Source organism: Spirochaetota bacterium (assembly GCA_004297825.1).
GTDB lineage: Bacteria > Spirochaetota > UBA4802 > UBA4802 > UBA5368 > FW300-bin19.
Genome location: SCSX01000074.1, coordinates 17871 through 38689, shown reverse-complemented (window position 1 = coordinate 38689; position 20819 = coordinate 17871). Strand labels below are relative to the sequence as shown.

Sequence of the window (20819 nt, the reverse complement as noted above, 5' to 3'; positions counted from 1 at the left end):
AGAATACGGGCCTTCCTGACCGGTATGGGGCCGGTCTCGTCTTGTTTTCTTATCTGTTCCGGGTCATGCCCTCCGGTATCCGCAGCCGCTGCCCTACGAAGATGAGCACGGGGCTCTGGACGGTGTCCCTGTTCGCGTCGAATATCTTCTCCCAGTTCCTGTAATCCCCCGTGATCTCTTCGCTGATTTTAATCAGCGTGTCCTTTTCCTTCACCACGTAGATGTTTTTCTCTTCCACGGCCGCTGGTTTCTCCACAGGGGCAGCCGGTTTTTCCGCGGGGACTTCCTGTTTCATTTCCGCGGGCTTCGCGATTTCCGGAACCTTCTGCTCTTCCACGCGGCTCCTCTCGCCGCTCCGGGGGATCTCGGGGGTGGGACCGAAGAACAGGTTTTTAAGCGGCTTTATCAGAAATATGGCCGCCACGGCCGCGATTACCAGTACTGCCGCCAGGAAAAACCGTTTTATTCCATCACCTTCGCCGGGCGGAGGCGCTTTTCTTTCCGGCGCGGGCAGCAGGGGTGTTTCCCTCAACGGCATGCCGGTTTCCCTGCGGGAAGCGGGCGCGGGGGTGCGTTCGGCCCTGCCCTTGGCGGCGGGGGCGGCCTTCGCGGGCGATGCGGTCTTTCTGGCGGGAGAGCCCTTCCCCTTCTTCGCGGCCCACTTTCGGATCTCCGTGCGGAACCACGAATTAGCCTCTTCGGTGAATTTGTAATTGTCCCGGATATAGCTCATGGTCGTCTTTTCGACGCCCGTGTACTCTTCAGAGTCCTTGACCGTCGCAAGAATCCGTTTCGCTTCCTTCAGGGATATTCTGCCGTCTCCCTTTCCCTTTACCGCCGCGTCCGCGATCTTGAGGAGGTTTCCGTCATAATCTTTACCTTTTATCTTCTTATAATACGCCATGGTTTACTTACCCCCAGATTTTATATAATTATACATGTAATATTGCACATCGAGGAACGCATGTCAAGACGGCGGAAATTAAAATTTTATTTGACTTACAACAATTTTACCATATTATCACATAAAAAGGGATTATAATCATCTCTGCCAGCGTTTCCGAGCCCATCTCGCCGGCTTTTATCGACCTCCTCCCCCTCCGATGCGTTAATCCCTGCAATCACCATACATTTTTGAGGAGGCTTCCCATGGATCTGGGCGGATTGGTAGCACGTAACGCACGAACGGTTCCCGAGAAAGAGGGCGTAGTCTACGAAGGAAACCGCTATACCTGGAAAGAAGTAAACGAGAGGGTGAACGCGGTTTCGAACACGCTTATAGGAAAGGGCCTTAAAAAGGGGGACAAGGTCTCGATGTGGATGTTCAACACCGATAATTTCGTATTCGCGTTTTACGGAATCGTGAAGGCGGGCGGCGTCGCGGTCCCAGTCAATTTCCGGATCGCTCCCCCCGAGGCCGAATACATCTTCGGCAACAGCGATTCCACGGCGGTGATCTTTGACGATATTTTCGAGCCCGCGGTCAGGGAGATGAAGCCCCGGCTTCCCGGGGTTAAGGGTTACTATTCGGCCGGACCCGGCGCCTTTCCCGATTTCGTTCCCCTCGGGGAGGCAATGGCGACGGGCGGAAAGGGAGAGCCCGGCATACCCGTGGACGAATTCGACGAAAGCGAGATCATCTATACATCGGGAACGACGGGGCGGCCCAAGGGGGCGGTGCTCACGCACCACAACCAGATGATGCTCACAACCTCCATGGCCACGCTCGTGGGTCTCAATCCAAGGGACCGCATCCTTCACAGCGCCCCGCTCTTTCATTCCGCGGAGCTGAACCTGTACCTTAACCCGGGCACGTACCTGGGGGCGACCCACGTCATCGTACGCGATTTCGTGCCGGGGCCGGTGCTGTCGCTCATCCAGAATGAGAAGATCAGCCAGTTTTTTGGTGCGCCCGTGATGTACTCCTTCATGATGATGGTCCCGGAGTTCGACAGCTTTGACCTGTCGGGGGTTCGCTTTTATGGTTACGGGGCGGCGCCCATGGCCGCCGAGGCCGTGAAGGCCATGATGCAGAAATTCAAATCGACGAATTTCTTCTGCCTGTGCGGATACACGGAGGCGGGGCCCGGCGGGATCGCGCTTCTCCCGGAGGACCAGGTGCGCAAGGCGGGCGCCGGGGGCAAGTACGTGGTGAACATGGAATCGCGCCTTGTGGGCGCGAGCGGCGAAACGATCACCACGCCTGGTGTCGTGGGCGAGCTGGCGGTCAAGGGTGAGACTACGATGAAGGGGTATTACAAGAATCCGGAGGCGACACAAGCTGCGATCAAGGACGGCTGGGTGTATTCCGGGGACCTGGGCGTCATGGACGACGAGGGGTACATTACCCTGGTGGATCGCAAGAAGGACATGATAATCACCGGCGGGGAGAACGTATACAGCAAGGAGGTCGAGGACGCCATCTACGAGAACCCGAAGGTCCAGGAGGCCGTGATAATCGGCATCCCGCACCCGAGCTGGGGGGAAACGGTCATGGCGGTGGTCGTGCTCAAGCAGAAGGAAACCATGAGCCTCGAGGATCTCAAGGGATTCCTCAAGTCGCGCATCGCCGATTACAAGATCCCCCGCCTGCTGGAGATCATCCCCGCGCTTCCGCGCAACGTTTCAGGCAAGGTGCTCAAGTACAAGCTCCGCGACGAGTACAAGGACAAGGCGATGAAGAAAACCGGATAAGAATCCGAACCACATGGAAAGAGAGGAACCATGCAATCAGAACTGCCCATGATCGATGAGCGCTTTCGGGACTTCGCGGCCTATGTCGAAACGGGAATAAACGCCGTGCGGAATATGGGGATGAAGTTTCTCGTCTGCCGGGAAAACCACGTGCGACTCATGATGCCGCTCGATGGCAATATCAACCATATCGGCACCATGTACGCGGGCTGTATTTTCACCCTGGGGGAGGTGGCGGGCGGGGCCATATTCGGCGCCTGTTTCGATCTCACCCGCTATTTCCCTATTGTAAAGGAGATGACCATCCGGTACCGGCGGCCCGTCACGAGCGACATCACGCTCGATGCGTCGCTGTCGCCGGAGCGCGTGAGGGAGATCGAGGCGGTGGTCGTCGCGCAGGGAAAATGCGACCTCATCATGGACCTGGAACTGGTCGGCACGGGCGGCGAGGTCGTCGCGCTCGTGCACGGGACCTGGCAGGTCCGCGCCGTTCCGACGGGTTTCGTCAATCCGCTGGCGGACAAGGCCTGAGTCAGGTTCGCACACCGGGATAATCGCGTGATTATAATCGGCGCCCCCTATCAATGGCATGGGGGCCGATACGCAAGTTCCGCGCAACGGAGCCCCCGGAAAACGGTTCCGTTGCGCGCCCTTCTACGAAGCGTACCGGCGCATAAGGTCCTTCGCGATGAGCACCCTCTGAATCTCCGAGGTGCCTTCGCCGATCTCGCCCAGTTTCGCGTCACGGTACAGCCGCTCGACCGGGAACTCCTTCATGTACCCGTACCCGCCGAACACCTGCACCGCGAGGCTGGAGCTCTGCGTCGCCGATTCCGAGGCCCACACCTTCGCGACCGATGCGAGCACGGCCGATTCGGCGCTCCCGTTCTCCTTGGCCCACGCCGCCTGGTAGATGAGCAGGCGCGCCACGTCCGAAAGTATCATCATGTCGGCAAGCTTGAAGGAAACCTCCTGGTAGCGGTTGATGGGCTTGCCGAACGCCTTGCGCTCCTTCGAGTACGCGTTGGCGAGCTCGAGGCAGCGCGTCGCGATGCCCAGGCACACCGTCGCCATGCCGATACGCCCGTACTCGAGCGTCTGCATCGCCTGGATGAAGCCCTTCCCGACCTCGCCCAGGACGGCGCTTTCCGGGACCTCGCAGTCATTCAGGAATATCTCTCCCGTGGGCGAGCCGCGGAAGCCCATCTTTTCGAAGGGCTTGCCCGTGGAAAATCCCTTCGTGGTTTTATCAACTATGAAGCAGGTCACGCCCGCACCGGGTCCCTTGGCCCTGTCGGTGTAGGCGAAGATGAGGGCGGCGTCGGCGATGGGCGCGTTCGTGATGAAGGTCTTCACCCCGTTGAGGACGTATCGGTCCCCCTTCTTTTCCGCGCTCGTCTTGATGGCGGCCGCGTCGCTCCCGGCCTCCGGCTCCGTAAGGCCGAAGCACCCCACAAGGTCCCCCTTGACGAGGCCGGGTAAATACTTATCCTTGTGCGTATCGGTCCCGAAAAGCCGTATGGGTATGCCGAACAACCCGGCCGATGCCCCGCAGGAGAGGAACGTCGAGGCGCACGCCTTCGCGACCTCTTCCCCGGCGATCATCTGGCTTATGAGGTCCAGGTTTGTGCCGCCGAATTTTTCCTCGTGCATCATGCCGGGATACCCGATCCCCGCGAGCTTTTTTATGTTTGCTCTAATAAGCGTTTCGACATCGCCGTGCGCGGCAGTATCGAGTACCTGTGCGTTCGGTTCGATTTCCTTCGTACAGAATTTCGAGAAGGTTTCCTTTATCGCAATCTGTTCCGGCGTAAGATCGTAGTTCATGGTGTCGTTCTCCTGTCTGGATTGTGCGTTTCCCCGCAAGACGTATCGGCTAGAAGAAGCTCAGTATCCGCGAGATGATGAAGCGCTGCACCTCGGAGGTGCCCCCGCCGATCTGCGCGATCTTCGCGTCCCGGAGAAAGCGCTCCACCGGGTACTCGTGGATGAAGCCGTATCCGCCGAATATCTGCACCGCCTCGCTTGCCGCCTTCGTACCCCAGTCGCCCACGAGCGCCTTCGCGATGGAAGTATGCAGGTGGTTCAGGGGCTTGCCCGAGTCCTTGTCGTGGGCGACGCGGTAGACGGTCATGCGCGCGGCCTCCTTGACGATCTTCATGTCGGCGAGCTTGTGCTGGATCGCCTGGAAGGAGCCTATGGGCTTGTTGAACTGCACGCGCTCCTGCGAATAGCGCGCGCACTCCTCGATCGAGAATTGGAGCGTGCCTATAAACGGCGCGAGCAGCGCGCTCCGGTCCCAGGAGAGCGTTTCGTGCGTGTACTCGAATCCCTTGCCAACCTCACCCAGCAGGTTTTCCTCCGGGATCTCGCAGTTGTCCAGGAAGACCTCGGAGGTCGCGGACGCGCGCACGCCCATCTTGTGGAAGGGCTGACCCGTGGAAAATCCCGGGGTCCCGCGATCCACGATGAATGCCGTGATGCCCCCGTGCTTCAATTTTTTGTCGATCGTCGCGTAGACGACGCACACGTCGCATACCGGCGCGTTTGTGATGAAGGTCTTGGACCCGTTCAGTATCCAGCGGTCGCCCTTCTTTTCCGCGGTGGTCGACATGGACGCCGCGTCGCTTCCCGCACCCGGCTCCGTGAGCCCCATGCAGCCGATCCATTCGCCGCTCGCGAGCTTCGGGATGTACTTCTCGTTCTGCGCCTTCGTGGCGTGCTTGTAGATGGTGTCGGCGCACAGGTAGGTGTGCGCGCCCAGCGCGAGCAGGTGCCCCTGGTCGACGCCCGCGTGCCCCAGCGCCTCGGCCGAGAGGCAGCAGGTCACGACGTCGGCGCCGGAACCGCCCAGCTCCTCGGGAAAGGGAAGGCCCAGGAGCCCCATCGCCCCGAGCTTCTTCCACACCTCCATGGAAAATTCCGACTTGAGGTCGGCCTCCTCCACGAGCGGCACTATTTCTTTCTTGGCGTACCGATACACCGACTCCCTGAACATCATTTGCTCTTCAGTAAATCCGAACTCCATACGAACCTCCGTTTCGATCGGAAATATATTTCCTTTTACGCGTCACAACGTACGGGGCGGGCGCACGCCCGCCCCTGAGAGAGACGGCCCGGCGGCCCGTCTCTACCGTTTATGAATACCCATGATCGCACGCGCCTCGTCCGGCGTCGCGACGCCGCGTCCCAGGCACTCGGCCGCGTGCACCGCGACCTCGACTTGCTCCCAGCTTCCTTTCGCGAGCTCGCCGTCGGGCATACGGATGTTGTCCTCCAGTCCCACGCGCATGTGTCCGCCCAGGATCCCCGACTGCATGATCGCCGGAAACTGGTCCAGACCCACGCCGCATGTCGTGAAGTTCGCCTTTGCCGGAAGCGCGTTCATGAGCGCGACGAAGGTCTCGACCCTGAAGGCCTGCCCGCCCGCGACGCCCCACACGAAGTTGAAATTCATGGGATTGGTGAAAAAGCCCTGCTTCGCGATCAGCATCGTGTTATCCAGCCCGCCCATGTCGTAGACCTCGATCTCGGGCTTCACGCCGTTCTCCTCCATAGCCTTCCCGAAGTCCTGCAGCATCGTGAAGGTGTTCTCGAACACGAAGTCGATGAAGATCTTGCCGCTCTTGCGGTCTAGGAGGCTGAAGTTCATCGTGTTGGTATTGAGCGATGCCATCTCGGGCTTCACCGCGACGATCTGGGAGATGCGCTGTTCGGCGGTCTTGCCCATGCCCACAGCCGAGCTCAGGTTCACGATGAGCTCGGGACAGCGCTGTTTGATGGCGTCGTGCGTCGTACGGATGCGCTCGTGATCGTGCGTGGGCATGCCGTTGTCCTCGCGCGCATGTACGTGGACCATGGCCGCGCCGGCCTTCCAGCACTTGTACGCGTCTTCCGCGAATTCCGACGGGGTGTAGGGCACCGCCGGGGTCTGATTCTTCATGGTTGCCGCGCCCGCGAGCGCCGCGCAGATTATCACCGGTTTCGACATGTCGGGTTTTCCTCCCCTTCTCTTATCCTCGATCCCGGATTCGGGTTCGGGTACGTAAGGCTTGCGCGCGGCTTTGGGCCGCCAGCCGGTTTTCGCCCTTTCCGCCTCGGGCTTGAAGTGGTCGATGTCCAGGATCGTCGTCGTCGTCTTTTCGGCGAAGACGGCTTCCACGCGCATGCCCTTCTTCACGTCCTCGGGCTTAAGCCCGTCCAGTATGTGCGCCATGGGTGTATCGGCCCCATCGAGCTTTATCATCGCGATCACATACGGGGGCTTGCGTGCGAGATGCCGGTCCTCGTAGCGCACGACCGTGAAGTTCACGACCGTACCGGAGCTTCCTACGTCCACCCAGTTGTTGCGGATGTCCGTAAAGTCCTTCTGGCAGACCTGCCGCGGGGGCAGATACACCTTTCCGCACGTGGGGCACTTCGTTCCCATAATCTTCTTCTGGTCCCGGATGGTGGTGAGAAACTTGCTTCCCACCCTCCCGGCGAAGTAGGTGTAGGGGAGCGCGAGTTTCCCTTGAACGGCGAAACTGTCCTTGTCGGTGTTTTTCGTGCTCATCTGTCCCTCCTCACTCATCTATCTCGAAATACTTGATGTCGAAAATGCTGCCGACCCGGTGCTCGTTCCACACGGGCCTGACCCTGGTGCCGGATTTTTCGTTGCGCCCGCCCTGGATGCGGTCGATCTGATCGCTCCGGATCAGATGCATGAAGAGATCGTTCCCCCTGCAGCCGTCCAGGCGCACCATGATCATACCGTACGGCGTTTCCCTCGATTCGCCGGTGAGCGGGTCGGGGCTCGAATAGTACACGTACTCCATGTAGCGCACCTGGCCCTTGGGGCCCACCTCGACCCATTCCTCCGCGCGCACGCGGCACTCCGCGCACACCTCGCGCGCCGGAAAATGCATGCGACCGCACTTGGGGCAGCGATTGGTGATGATCTTCTTCTCCTTGAGCGCGTTCAGGAACTTTCCCATGACAGGACCGGTTACGAACGTCTGGTTGACCGATATTGTTTTCTTGAGCATCAGGAGCTCCTGCTCGGGCTCGCCGGTCGCCATCGGGTCCGCGTATTTCTCGAAATACTGGCCCCACTTGAGCGCGATGTTGATATCGCCGATCGCCGCGCCGCGCCCGGCCGCAAGCAGGCTGTTGGCGTCGATCTTTCCCAGTATCATGTCGACGTAATCCTTCGCCTCGCCGAACTCGAGCGTGACCGAGGTCTTCCCCTGGAGGCCGGTCACCAGCGTGCATTTCCGGTCCTTGATGAACACCGTCCACTTTCCGCCGTCCGTGCCGCCAAGGTCGAAGCCATAGACGTAGTCTACTCCCGCCGCCGCATCCGGCTTGAAGCGCGCCACCACGGTGCCGAACATGTCCGCGAGGTAATCCTTCACCGACATCTCCTTCTTGGGGGGAGTGTACTTTCGAAACAGCTTGCCCGTTTTACCGAACGCGCCCAGGTCCCCCTCCACCTTGATCTTGCCGCCGGTGAATGCGCTCGCCGCGTCCACCTTGCCTATGTTCACGCCCACGAAGCTCTCCGCGTCCGAGACCATGGACGAGACGCATCCCGAGAGATCATTCGCCTTCTCGAGCCTCATCGCCCCGTCCTTCACCGTGAGCTTCCACTTTCCCGCGCCGCCTATGTCGTAGCCGAACACGGCGTCCACGCCCTTCGCGCCTTCGGGCCGGAAACGCTCCTGCATCGTATCGAAAATATTATCTACCGTTACTCCCCAGTATTCCGCCATCTTACGCCTCCTGCCAGTTGAGTTCCTTCTCGAGCATCATGAGCACGGTCCACATCGTGCCCCCGAACCCGGACGCGAGCGCGTGCTTCACGGGCTTCGGTATCTGGTGCGCCCCCGCGTCGCCGCGTACCTGGAGGGCCGCCTCGGCCATCCTTAAAAGCGCCGTCGCGCCGATCGGATTCGATGCGATCACTCCTCCCGAGGGATTGACCGGCATTTTCCCGCCGATCATGATCTCGTGGTCCTCGACGAGCTTCACGGCCTCGTCGCCCTTGAGAAGCATGAAGTCGCGGAACCAGTCGACGCCCCACCACGATGCCGGGTCGTACATCTCGAACACGTCGAAATACTCGAGCGGCTTCGTGATCCCGTTGCGCGTGTACAGGTTCTCGGCGGCAAAGCGCTGTGTCTGGGCCGCCGGATATTTATCGTCGTAGCCGAAGATGTTAAAAACCTCTTCGCGGTGTACGGTAATATGGTCGCGCACCCATACAGGCTTCTTCGAAAGCTCCTTCGCCCTCTTTTCGCATGCGAAGATCACCGCGCAAGCGCCGTCCGACTGCGAGCACATCTCGATGAGCTTGAGGTCACCTACCAGCTTGGGCGAGTTCTTGATGAGGTCATCCGCCTGCGCGAAATCGAGGCCGAACGAGCGGTGCGCGTTCGGGTTGAGGCCCGCGTGCTTGTCCATGATGATGCGGTAGGTCATGGACACCTTCTTCGCGCGCTCCTCGCCGAACTCATAGATGAGGTCGTACGCCTTCGAGCCCGTGAGGGCGCCCGTCTGAAGGTTCCGAAACCACAAAGGGTCCGCCATATTCGTGATGCCGCCGGTGGTGTGGCCCTCCTGCAGCTTCTCGAAGCCGATCGCCATAACGATGTCGTACATGCCGCTTGCGACCAGGTTGTCCGACGCGCACGCGAGGGTGATGCCCACCGTGCCTCCGGTCGTTAAGCGAAACGTATCCTTGCCCCCGGCGCCGGTCCCCAGCGTGTGCCAGAGATCGGGCTGGTGTATCATCTCGAAGAGCTCCATGTTGCCGTGCACGATGCAATCGACGTCCTTCATCGTGAGACCGGCGTCCTTGAGCGCCGCGGCTATCGCTTCGTGTATCATCTCGGGCTGGTTGACATCCTCGCGGTGGCTGGAATGCCTGGTCTGCCCTATGCCTATTATCCCGACGTTTCTGTTCTTCTTTCCGTGTGCCATGTTCCGTCCTCCCTAGCTCTCCATGATGAGCACCGCCTGGTGCTGGCCGGCGCCGCCGTATGCAGCCTGTGCGAGCGCGCGCTTCACGCCCTTCACCTGGCGCTCACCCGCTTCGCCGCGCAGTTGCAGGAAACACTCGATCGCCCTCGCGGCCCCTCCCAGGAGCAGCGGGTTCCCGTTCAGGTGCCCTCCCGAAAGGTTGACGTTGAATTTGTCCGGTCCCCCTTCGTCAATCCACGCGCCGCCCTTTCCATCGCCGGCGATTCCCACACCCTCCGCCCACAGCGGAAGCTGGTAGGCCGCATGGTCCGAGAGCTCAAAAAGCTGGATGTCCTTTTTCGGATCTTTCACGCCGGCCTTCGCATATGCGCGCGCGGCGGCATTTTTAAGCGGGAAGTTCGACGCAAGATCGCGGTCGCCCATGAAATACTCGTCCATGCAGGACCCGAAGCCCGTCATCCACACGGGATTCTTGGTAAATTCCTTCGCGCGTTCCTCACTCGCGATGAGCATCCCGTATGCCCAGTCGGTGACCGGGTAATAATGCAGGGCGCGCAGGGGATCGCAGATCATGGGCGATGACATCACCGCCTTCTCGTCCACGGACTCGTTTGCGCGGGCGTAGGGATTCTTCTTCGCGTTCTTCCGCGCGCGCACCACGATCTTCGCGAGCTGCGCCTCGGTGATCCCGGCCTTGTCCATGTATTCCCCCGCCTGCAGCGCGTCCGCGTTCTGGAAGTCCATTCCCAGCGGCCTGCAGTAGAACGGATCATAGGCGAGATTCGTGCACATGCGGCGGCTTTCGGACTGGGACTCCTTGCAGTGTCCCATGAAGAGGATTACGTCGTCGTGCCCGGACAGGATGCACGCCATCGCGTAGCCCAGGCCGTTGATGCTTTCCTGCGCCATCTTTTCCTCGCCGCGGAAATGGGCGCCCACCACGTCCGTCACGCCGTTGTCCGATATCGTGCGCGCGTCGAACACGTCGTCGGAGCAGGTGATGATGTTGCGGATGCCCTTGTCCATGTCGAAGGTCACCTTCGTCTGCTCCATGATTGACTCGAAGCATTCCAGCAGCATGTTCTGAAAACGCATCTGCGGGTACTCCGGCTGATTCTTGATCTGCGCCACGGCGCAGATCGCCGCCCTTTTACCCATTACCGTTCCTCCTGCCTTGATTTAATTTCCAAAACCCGAGATCCCTTCGATAGACGATTTCGGCCCATACCGGTGTGCCGTTGTGCGCACTGCATTTTTTGCCCGGCCATAAGCCGCCTCTCCCGCAGGAGCGGCTGGTCAGGCCTTAAGCTTCGCGACCAGCTCGGGGACGATCCGGTACAGGTCCCCGATGATGAAATAGTCCGCCATCTTCGCGCTGGGCGCGTTCTCGTCCGTGTTGATCGACACGATCGTCCCGGCGTCGCGTATTCCCGCCGCGAACTGGACCTGGGCCGATACGCCCACCAGGAACGCGAGGTTCGGCGCGCATTTTTTTCCGGAAAGCCCTATGATCCTGTCCTCCGGCATCCATTTGCGGTCGGTCGCGAGCGGCTTCGAGCAGCCGGTCGCCGCCCCCAGCGCGTGGGCAAGCGACTGGACGAGGGACAGGTCTTCCCGGTTCTTGAGCCCCATCCCCACGGCGACCAGCGTATCGGCCCCCTCTATGTCTGCGCCGTCTTTTTCCTTCGCGCGCGTCTCCACGAGGGTTACCTTCGACGGGCCGGGTTGCGTCTCGAGATCGATAATCTCGCCGCCCGGCGCTTCGGCCGCGGCAGCGTACGCACGGGGTACGAGCGCGATCACCTTGGCGGGACCGGGAATCTCCTGCTCGGCGATCGTGGCGCCGCCCAGGCTCATGCGCTCGCACACGATCGCACCGTCCGCGCCGCGCATCGTACGCACGTCGGTGAGGCATCCCGCGCCCATCGCCTGCGCGAGCATGCCCGCGAGCGGCTTTCCCCTGCGGTCCGAGGCAAGCATCACGATGGACGCCCCCGCCGCGCGTGCGGCCTGCCCGACTACTCGCGCGATCCCCGCGTGGTCCGCGAATATTAATTTCTCGTCGCGCACCCGGTACACACGCGAACCGCGCGCGCACAGCGCCGTGGCGAGGTCTTCATCGTTTATCGCGACCGACGAGGCCGCGTCCCCGGTCAGCGCGCGCGCCGACTCCAGGAGCTCGAGCGCCCTCTCGGGTGAATCACTGTAACAGAGTATCGATTTCATTCAGTCCCTCCCCAGCACGCCGCCGGCCCTGAGCACGCCCAGCAGCTCTTCGGCGGTTTTCACCTGTACCTGCTTCCGGTCGCTCACGGGCGCGAGGTTGCTGCGCGTCGCGACGAGCGCGGGCACGAGAAGCTTCACGCCCAGTTCATCCGGCGTGAACGTCGTTTTCGGTTTCTTCCCGGCCTTCAGGATTTCCATCACGGACGGGATGCGCGGCTCGTTGATCCCGGACATCACCGTCACCACCGCGGGAAGCTCAAGCTCTACGACCTCGAAGCTGTCTTCCAGCGAACAGGTGACGCGCACGCTCGATCCGTCCAGCTCGATCCCCGTCGCGTACGCCGCGAGGGGCATGCCCAGAATCTGCGCGACCCGCGGCCCCACCTGGCCGGAATAATTGTCGCCGCTCCCCTCGCCAAAGAGAACAAGTCCCACGTCCCCGATCTTTTTCACGAGCGAGGCGATCAGCTCCGCGCTCGACGCGCTCTCGATTCCCGAGAGCCGGTCGTCCTGAGCGAGGTACGCCTCGTCGGCCCCCATGGCGAGACCTTCCGTCACGGTGTCCTCAAACGTGTGCGGGCCCGCCGATACGATCACGAGTTTTCCGCCCGCCGCCTCTTTGAGCGCGCGTCCCGCCTCGAGCGCGTTTTTTTCAAGGGGCCCCAGCGTCAGGGGGGCGCCCTCAAAGACGGGCTTCCTGTCGCGGATGCGCACTTGCGCGGGCTCCGGTATCTCCTTCATCGCCACTGCTATGTTCACGGCATGAACCCTCCGTTCGATTTTTCAGGCGCGCACCGTTCCATGGCGCATAACGCTATTTTTTCACCCGAACCGGTACTGCACCCCGGCACCCCCCTCCGGGTACGCCCATTCGAGCGCGTCCCCGTCGCACGCGATGAGGCAGCTGCCGCATTCGAGGCATCCGTCCAGGCTCAAACCTACGGAGCCGTCGGCGTTCTCCCGGTAGAGTTCGGCCGGACAGATCGCAACGGCCTTTTTCAGCACGGGGCTGTTTTCCATACCCGCGCGAATGCGTATGTGCGGTTCGCGCGCCTCTTTGAAGACGTTGCGCCCCAGCTTTTCCTTCATGCCCGTTTCGCCGCTCATACCTTTCTCACCCCCGCGAGGTCGCGCGCCATCGCGAACATTTCCTTTACCGTGAAGTGGCGACGCGCCGTTTTGTACAGCCGCTCCTTCACGCCCGCGGGCACCTCGTACAGATCGCGGAGAAGCCCGCCAGCCAATTGCGGATAACGGGAAAAAAACCGGGGATTATCGAGTACGCGGGGAGCGTTTTTGAACGCCGTGAAATCCTTCATCACGAAGCTTTCGGCAAGCATACGCGGGTAGCGCGCGAGCGCCGATACGCCAAAGTCCTCGGTCTTTTTCGCTTCGATCACTGTCCGGGCCGCGTAATAGCCGGAAGCCAGGGCGTACTCCATGCCGCGCACCGTGATCCCCAGGTTCATCGCGAGCCCCGCCGCGTCCCCCGCCACGAGGATGCCGTCGCCGAACAGGCGCGGCATCCCGGCGAGCCCGCCCTCGGGGATCACGTGCGAGGAATACTCCACCGTTTCCCCGCCGCGCAGGAGCCGCGCGACCTCGGGACGCTTCTTGAATGCGTCCAGGAGCGCCGCCGCGCCGCACGCGGGTTCGCTCCCGGTCATCGCGTCGATTCCCGCGACCACGCCTATGCTCAGGCTCTCTTTGTTCGTATAAATGAATCCCCCGCCCAACCGCCCGGCCGTGGGGTCCCCCAGGTAGAGGCGCGCCGTTCCCTGGTCCCCCTCGAGATTAAACCGGTCCTCGATCACGCCCCGGTCCATCTCGATCACTTCCTTGTAGCCGGTCGCGAAATGTTTAGGCGCGTGCGCTCCGGCAAGGCCCGCACCCTGCGCGATGCGGGAAAGGGCCCCGTCGCAGGCGATCACGACGGCGCTTCTCAATTCGTCCCCACCGGCGCGGATACCCGCGACACGGCCGTTCTCCATGATGAGCCCGTCGACCCTTGTCTTGCATACGATTGCGGCGCCGTGCCCCTGCGCTTCCTTCGCGAGCCAGCGATCCAGTTTCGCGCGAAGCACGCTGAAGGACTGCGGCTTCTCATCCAGCTCCGCACCCTCGTAGCGCACCGTGACCGCGCGCGCGCGGTCCATGAGGCAGAATTCCTCGTGCGCGATGTGCCGCTCGAACGGCGCCTTCTCCCATAAATCCGGGAAAAGCTCCCGCACGGGGTTCAGATAGAGCCTCCCCCCGCTTACGTTTTTCGCCCCTGGATAATCGCCCCGTTCCAGGACCAGCACATCGAGCCCCTCCTTCGCGAGCGCGTATGCGGCGGAAAGCCCCGAGAGCCCCGCGCCGACTATAATTGCGTCGAACGATTCCATTGGTTACCCGTGCCCCCGATTGCCCCGAACGCTCATTTCCCCAGTATTACGCCCGCCGCGAGTATCTTCAGCAGCGGCGCCGTACCCTCGACCTGGGGACCGAAAATCACGTCGCTCCAGAGGCGCGATATGCGATATTCCCGCTGCAAGCCGTACGAGCCGTGGATACCCATGGCGAGCTTGCACACCTCGATCCCGGTCTCGGCGACGAATACCTTGGCGAGGGCCGCCTCTTTCACGAGCTCCATGGGATCTTTCAGGTGGTCCGCCGCGTGCCCCAGGTAGTAGGCGTACAGCCGCGAGGCCTGCATCTTCATGGTCATCTCGGAAACCGCGATCTTCACGTGCTCGAACTTCTCGGCAATGGATACGCCCCGGTGCGTCTTTTCCTTTGCGTACCTCACGCCCTCCTCGTACGCCGCGGCGGCGACGCCCAGGAAGAGCGCCACCAGGCCCAGCTTCCCGTAGACCATGGCGATCTTGAGCACCCACAGCCCGTCGCCCACGGATCCGAGCATGTTTTCCCTGTGCACACGCACGTTGTTGAAGTACACGTCGTACAGCTCGCCGCCGTGCGCCGCGATCTTGTCCCACGGTTTCGAGACCGAGTAGCCCTCGCAGAACTTGTCCAGGATGAACGCGGTCGCCTTCCCGCTCTCTTCCTCCTTCGCGATCACCACCATGGTCCCCTCGAAGCCGGCATTGGTGATGAAGCGCTTCGTCCCGTTGATTACGTAATGATCGCCGTCCTTCACCGCCATCGTGGTGAGCTGCTTGGGGTCAGAGCCCGTGCCCGGCTCGGTGAACGCGAAGGAGTATATCTTCTTTCCCGTCACACCGTCGCGCATGTACTTCGCCTTCTGCTCCGGCGTGCCAAAGGCCTGGATCACCGCGAGCGGGACGGAATTGACCGAAATGGTCGCGCCCACCCCCGGAGCCGCCTTCGAGAGCTCCTCGAGCGCGAGCATGTAGCACAGGTGCCCCGCCCCGCTCCCGCCGAACTCCTCCGGAAACTGGATGCCGAACATGCCCAGCTCCGCAAGCCCCTCCATCACCTCTTTCGGTATCTTGTTCTCCCGGTCGATCTGGTCCGCTACCGGCGCGATAACCTGTTCGCCGAACTCGCGCGCGGCCTTCTGGATGAGCTGTTCTTCCTTGCTGAAAAATAGGTCCATCGTTCTTCTCCCGAATTCAGTTCTACGTTAAATGGTCTTCGACCGGGTTCCCGTGACGAGCCTCGTAATGAGCTCCAGCAGCATCTGTTCCGTCCCCGCGCCTATCTGTCCCAGTTTCGCGTCGCGCAGCGAGCGCTCGACCTTGTACTCGGTCATGAGTCCGTAACCGCCGTGGATCTGGATCGCCTCCAGGGCGCTCCTCACGCTCGCCTGCCCCGTGAACACCTTGTACTCCGTGGCCTCCAGGGGCGCGGGCGTCCCCGAGTCTTTCTTCGAGGCTGCCCGGTACATCATGAGCTTGGAGATGTCGTAGTCGATCTGCATCTGCGCGATGCGGTCGCGTATCTGCGCGTAGAGGAGGATGGGGTTGCCGAACTGCTGGCGCTCCCCGGCGTATTTCACCGAGAGCGCGATGTTGTACCCTATGTTCCCCGTCCAGATCGCCGTGAGGCAGGTGCGTTCGTATTCCAGCGTCTTCACGCCGACCTGCATGAACCCGTCTCCCTCGTTCAGGAGGCGGTTCTCCACGGGGACAAGCGTATCGGCGAAGCCCACCTCGCAGGTCTCGGACCCGCGATTGCCGATCTTGTCAAAGGGCGCGCTCACGGTGATGCCGGGGGATTTCATGTCCACGATGAAGGCGCTCACCCCCGCGGCCCTTTTGCTCTTGTCGGTCGTCGCGATCACGATGCCCACGTCCGCGACGCTCGCGTTGGTGATGAAGGTCTTCGTCCCGTTCAGCACATAGTGGTCGCCGCGCCTCTCTGCCTTGAGCTCCACGCCCGCCGCGTTGGAGCCCACACCGGGCTCGGTGAGGCAGAAGCAGCTCATCCATTCGCCGCTCGCGATGCGGGGCAGGTATTTTTTCTTTTGCGCCTCGCTGCCGCACAGGACTATGGGTATGGTGCCGATAGACAGGTGCGTGCCCCATGCCAGGCAACTCCCGATATCGCCCCCCGCCTGGGTCGCCGCCTGGATCATGATGCAGGTATCGAGCAGTCCCAGCCCCGTGCCGCCGTACTCGGCGGGGACCATGAGGCCGCACCAGCCAAGCTCCCGCATCCGCGCCCAGAGCCACGCGGGAAACCGGTGCGAGGCGTCTATCTCAAGGGTCCTGGGCTCCCATTCCTTTTTCGCGAATGCGAACACCGTGTCGTGCAGCCGCTGCTGTTCCTCGCTCAGCTCGAAATCCATGGTTCCCTCCCGGTTTTCTGTTGCAGATTATTCCGTCTAACGGCTGTGCGCCTCCGCCCTGCTCTCCATTTCGGTCACGGCGAGGTAGCCGTCGTGGATCGCGTCCATGATCTGGCCTATCTTTTTCCCGTCGCCCACCACGGCGTGCGGGATTCCCGCCTTCGCGACCGCGTCCGCAAGCTTTTTCACCGGCCGCGAGCCCGCCGCATTGACGACGGCGTCGAACTCGAGGCTCTGGAGGACGCCCTCCCGCTCGAACTCCACCGTGCCGTCGGACACCGAGATGACCTTCGCCCCGGTGACGAGTTTCACGCCGTATTTTCTCAGATTCTCCATGAGTATCCAGATGGACGACTTACCGACGCCCTTTCCCGCCCTGGGGAGCATTTCGAAGATCGTGACCTCCTTGGTTCCCCTGAAGACCAGCTCCTTGAGCCGCGCGGCGTCCGCGGCCTCGTAACGGAAGAGGAATCCCAGCCCCTCGTCGGTAATCGTTCCCTTCACCGCCAGGAAAAGCGCGGTCTCCATACCCACGGCTCCCCCGCCTATCACGGCGACCCTGCGCCCGATCTTAGGATCGTTCTTCAACACGTCCCACGCGGTGAGTACCGGCGGGGCCTGTATCCCTTCGATGGGGGGCATGAGCGGCTCGGCACCCTCCGCGATGATCACGTAATCCGGTTTTCTTTCCTTTATAAGGTCGATACCGACCTCGGCGCCAAGGTTCACTTCCACGCCGTGTTTCCCGAGCATCGTATCATAGTACTTCACGAGCTCCCATATCTCGCGCTTGTGCGGAGGCATCCCCGCGATCCAGAGCTGTCCCCCGGTGCGCCCGGCCCTGTCGAAGAGCTCCACCCGGTGACCGGCCTCGGCGGCCCTCATGGCCGCCTCGAGCCCGCCCGGTCCCGCCCCGACCACCATCACGCGACGGGGAGTCTTCGTCTTCACGATGCGCCTCTCCCCCTCGAAGCTCGTGCGCGCGTTGACGAGGCATCGCACGTGACGCACCTCGAAGAGCTCGTCCATGCAGCCCTGCAGGCAGGAGATGCACGGGATGATCTCCCTCACGCGACCCGACTGCGCCTTCTCCGGCCAGTACGGGTCCGCGAGGAGCACGCGGCCCAGGTTGACCATGTGCGCCATGTCGTCCCGGAGGATTCTTTCGGCCGTGTCCGGGTCGGTGATGCGGTTGGACGCCATCACGGGGATGGAAACCGCGTCCTTGATGGTGCGCGCGAGGTAGGCGAACCCGCCGCGCGGAAGCTCCATTGCCATCTGCGGCACCCGGGCTTCATGCCAGCCCCCGGTGACGTTAAGGGCGTCTATCCCGGCCTCCTCGTACATGCGCGCGAACGCCGGCGTCTCGCGATCCGTGTTGCTGCCGGGGACAAAGTCGTTGCCCGCCATGCGCACCGTTATGGGGTAGCCCGTTCCCAGCCGCGCGCGCATCGATGCGATCATTTCGCGCACGAAGCGCGTGCGGTTCTCGAAACTCCCGCCGTACTCGTCCTTCCTCAAGTTCGTGAGGGGCGAGAGAAACTGCGTCACCAGGTAGCCCGCCGAGCCGATTATCTCCACGCCGTCGAACCCGGCCTCCCGGGCCCTCTCCGCGGTGCGTACGAAGGCCTCCTGGACACGGTGTATCTCGTCGATGGTCAATTCACGCGGGGTCGCCTTCGTGTACGACGAATACACCGCCGACGGCGCCACCGCCTTCTCTCCCCCGATCTGGATGGGTCTCACGTAGCGTCCGCCGTGATAGAGCTGGAGCCATGCCCGCGCGCCGGCCTTCCTGACGGAGGTCGCCAGTTCCGTGAACGCGGGAATCGCATCGTCGCTGTCCAGGCCGGGAGACGCGATCCCCACCGCCATCTCTCCCACGCCCACTGGACCCACGGTAACGATACCCGTTCCCCCGCGCGCCCTTTCCGTGTAGAAATGCAGGTGTCGCTCATTCAGCTTTCCGTCCAGTGAAAACAGCAGCCCGAGGGCGGGAAATACGATTCTATTCTTGATTTCGAGGCTGTTAATCTTGATGGGGCTGAAAAGGTTGTCGTACATGGTCGTACCCCGTAATCGTGGTTATAGATAGTAGAACATCAGAGTATCGAACGCGATGAAAAACTGGTCATTCTCGGTCTTTGGTTGACCGTTACCGGACAATTCATTAACCTTATTTACTTATGTAAACATTGTTTACTAGTCTAATTTTTTGTCAATGCTTTTTCAAATTAGTTGGACGGTAATCCAATTATTTCTTGACAGGAGCATGTTAGTAAACATTATTTACTTAGATATACATAATTCACAATTATAAACGATAAATCAATCAAACCGGGGGCGATATGTATCAATTGGATAAGCCGGACAATCTTGTCGAGATGCTGGAGGAGAGCGTTGCGAGGTTTGGAGAACGGGAATGGTTCGGCGCGAAGGACGCGGGCGGAGAATACCGGTGGCACACCTACCGGCAGGTGGGTGACCGGATCGACAACCTCCGGGGGGGCTTCGCGAGGCTGGGGATCGGGAAGGGGGACACGATAGGCATCATCTCCAACAATTCCATCGAATGGGCGGTCGCCTGTTACGCTACCTACGGCCTCGCCGCGCGCTACGTGACCATGTACGAGGCAGAGCTTGTCGCCACCTGGGAATACATCATACGCGACAGCAACACGAAGCTCCTGCTGGTATCGAAGCGCGAGATCTATGAAAAGGTAAAGCACCTGCTCCGGGACGGGGGCGATCTTAAGCACATCGTCGTCATCGAAGGGGAAGGCATGGATTCAATGACGGAGCTTGAAAAAACGGGGAGCATGCACACCTTCCCCGCCGTGCGGCCAGGCGCCCAGGATATCGCGGGCCTCATCTATACGTCGGGCACTACGGGCGATCCCAAGGGCGTGCTCCTCTCGCACGGCAATATCACCAGCAACATCCACGCGATCCTCAAGCATTTCCACATGCTCGACGAGCGGACCCGCACGCTTTCCTTCCTGCCCTGGGCGCATTCCTACGGACAGGTCTGCGAGCTCCACACCGTGATGCGCATCGGCGGCTCCTGTGGGCTCGCCGAAAGTCCGGCAACGATCGTGAACGACCTGGCGAAGGTGCGTCCCTCGCTGCTCGTATCGGTCCCCCGGGTATTCTATAGGGTATACGACGCAATTCACGCGCGGATGAACGAACAGGGGGGACTGCCGCTGGCCTTGTTCCGGATGGGGGTCAACAGCGGGAAGAAACGCAGGGAGCTCGCGCGCGCCGGCAAATCGAGTGTCGCGACGAATTTGAAATTCAGGATAGCCGACAGGCTCGTCTTTTCCAAGATAAGGGATAAGTTCGGGGGCCGATTAACCATTGCCCTTACCGGGAGCGCGGCGATCAACCCCGCCATCGCGGAATTCTTCAACGATGCCGGGGTGCCCCTCTACGAGGCGCTGGGCATGACCGAGGCCTCGCCGGGCATCTCCACCAACACGCCCGATTATAACCGCATAGGAAGCTGCGGGAAGGCATTCGACAAGGTGAGGCTCGTGATCGACACCTCGGTGACCGACGGCGACGGGCGCGAGGGCGAGCTCATCGTGTACGGTCCCAACGTGATGCAGGGATACCACAACAAGCCCCAGGCCACCAGGGAGGTCATGACCGACGACGGGGGGCTTCGCACCGGGGACATGGCCTTCATCGACGACGACGGCTTCCTTTACATTACCGGCAGGATCAAGGAATCCTTCAAGCTGGAAAACGGTAAGTACGTGTTCTCCGCCTCTATGGAAGCCGAGATCGTGCTCAGCAGGTACATCGAATACGCTATGATCTGCGGGCTCAACAGGCCCCATACCATGTGCCTGGTGCTCCCCGACTTCGAGGCGCTCAAGGGATTCGCCGCGGCCCGCAACCTCGCCGCCGACCCCGCCCTTCTCGCCCAAAGCGCCGAGGTGAAAACTCTTTTGATCAACGAGATACGCACCCAGCTCGAGAAACGGTTCGGATCGTACGAAATTCCCAGAGATATCCTCGTGCTGAACGAGGGCTTCTCGGTCGAGAACGGCCTGCTTACGCAATCGTTCAAGCTGAAAAGGAAGAAGGTGCTGGAAAAGTACGCCGCCGATATCGAGGGGCTCTATGCTCGTTGATCGGTTTTGCCCGGAAATACGCGCGTGCGTCCGGTCCG

17 protein-coding genes are annotated in these 20819 nt (G+C 61.3%); 3 read left to right on the top strand and 14 right to left on the bottom strand.

Features of this window, described 5'->3' with window-relative positions; translation table 11 throughout:
- Nucleotides 1-49: 49 nt before the first annotated feature.
- Nucleotides 50-904, bottom strand: coding sequence for a LysM peptidoglycan-binding domain-containing protein (locus EPN93_16205; protein TAL32358.1), 855 nt, complete (start codon nt 902-904; stop codon nt 50-52).
- 245 nt (nt 905-1149) lie between these two features.
- On the opposite strand from EPN93_16205, the gene EPN93_16200 reads away from it, so the two are divergent.
- Nucleotides 1150-2694, top strand: coding sequence for a long-chain-fatty-acid--CoA ligase (locus tag EPN93_16200; GenBank protein TAL32357.1), 1545 nt, complete (start codon nt 1150-1152; stop codon nt 2692-2694).
- 30 nt (nt 2695-2724) lie between these two features.
- Nucleotides 2725-3225, top strand: a complete 501-nt coding sequence (locus EPN93_16195) for a DUF4442 domain-containing protein (GenBank protein TAL32356.1) — start codon at nt 2725-2727, stop codon at nt 3223-3225.
- A 123-nt stretch (nt 3226-3348) separates the two neighbouring features.
- Here the strand turns inward: EPN93_16195 and EPN93_16190 are convergent, their stop codons facing one another.
- From EPN93_16190 to EPN93_16130, 13 genes are all read right to left on the bottom strand, one after another.
- Entirely contained in the window at nt 3349-4521 is a 1173-nt protein-coding gene (locus EPN93_16190) for an acyl-CoA dehydrogenase (GenBank protein TAL32355.1), read from the bottom strand.
- Between the two features lie 49 nt (nt 4522-4570).
- Complete coding sequence (locus tag EPN93_16185) at nt 4571-5722, bottom strand: acyl-CoA dehydrogenase (GenBank protein ID TAL32354.1); 1152 nt, start codon at nt 5720-5722, stop codon at nt 4571-4573.
- 102 nt (nt 5723-5824) lie between these two features.
- Nucleotides 5825-7267 carry a hypothetical protein gene (locus EPN93_16180; GenBank protein TAL32353.1) on the bottom strand — a complete coding sequence of 481 codons (1443 nt, stop codon included), beginning with the start codon at nt 7265-7267 and terminating at the stop codon, nt 5825-5827.
- Nucleotides 7260-8447, bottom strand: coding sequence for a hypothetical protein (locus EPN93_16175; protein TAL32352.1), 1188 nt, complete (start codon nt 8445-8447; stop codon nt 7260-7262). The genes EPN93_16180 and EPN93_16175 overlap by 8 nt, the downstream gene beginning before the upstream one ends.
- Nucleotide 8448: 1 nt before the next feature.
- Nucleotides 8449-9657 (bottom strand): thiolase family protein, encoded by a 1209-nt coding sequence (locus tag EPN93_16170; GenBank protein TAL32351.1) that lies wholly within the window; start codon nt 9655-9657, stop codon nt 8449-8451.
- A 12-nt stretch (nt 9658-9669) separates the two neighbouring features.
- A complete protein-coding gene (locus EPN93_16165) occupies nt 9670-10815 on the bottom strand; it encodes a thiolase family protein (protein TAL32350.1) in 1146 nt (381 codons plus the stop codon).
- Nucleotides 10816-10953: 138 nt separating this feature from the next.
- Entirely contained in the window at nt 10954-11883 is a 930-nt protein-coding gene (locus EPN93_16160) for an electron transfer flavoprotein subunit alpha/FixB family protein (GenBank protein ID TAL32349.1), read from the bottom strand.
- Nucleotides 11884-12642 carry an electron transfer flavoprotein beta subunit/FixA family protein gene (locus EPN93_16155; GenBank protein TAL32348.1) on the bottom strand — a complete coding sequence of 253 codons (759 nt, stop codon included), beginning with the start codon at nt 12640-12642 and terminating at the stop codon, nt 11884-11886. It lies immediately after the preceding gene.
- Nucleotides 12643-12705: 63 nt separating this feature from the next.
- Nucleotides 12706-12990, bottom strand: a complete 285-nt coding sequence (locus tag EPN93_16150) for a hypothetical protein (protein ID TAL32347.1) — start codon at nt 12988-12990, stop codon at nt 12706-12708.
- The gene (locus EPN93_16145) at nt 12987-14270 is read right to left on the bottom strand and encodes an FAD-dependent oxidoreductase (GenBank protein ID TAL32346.1); all 1284 of its coding nucleotides are present in this window, start codon (nt 14268-14270) and stop codon (nt 12987-12989) included. Before EPN93_16145 ends, EPN93_16150 begins: the two co-directional genes overlap by 4 nt.
- Before the next feature lie 32 nt (nt 14271-14302).
- Complete coding sequence (locus tag EPN93_16140; protein TAL32345.1) at nt 14303-15445, bottom strand: acyl-CoA dehydrogenase; 1143 nt, start codon at nt 15443-15445, stop codon at nt 14303-14305.
- 27 nt (nt 15446-15472) lie between these two features.
- A complete protein-coding gene (locus EPN93_16135) occupies nt 15473-16639 on the bottom strand; it encodes an acyl-CoA dehydrogenase (protein ID TAL32344.1) in 1167 nt (388 codons plus the stop codon).
- Between the two features lie 36 nt (nt 16640-16675).
- Nucleotides 16676-18703 (bottom strand): FAD-dependent oxidoreductase, encoded by a 2028-nt coding sequence (locus EPN93_16130; GenBank protein TAL32343.1) that lies wholly within the window; start codon nt 18701-18703, stop codon nt 16676-16678.
- 284 nt (nt 18704-18987) lie between these two features.
- Here EPN93_16130 and EPN93_16125 point away from each other — a divergent pair, with 284 nt between their 5' ends.
- Nucleotides 18988-20781 (top strand): long-chain fatty acid--CoA ligase, encoded by a 1794-nt coding sequence (locus EPN93_16125; protein ID TAL32342.1) that lies wholly within the window; start codon nt 18988-18990, stop codon nt 20779-20781.
- Nucleotides 20782-20819: the final 38 nt, after the last annotated feature.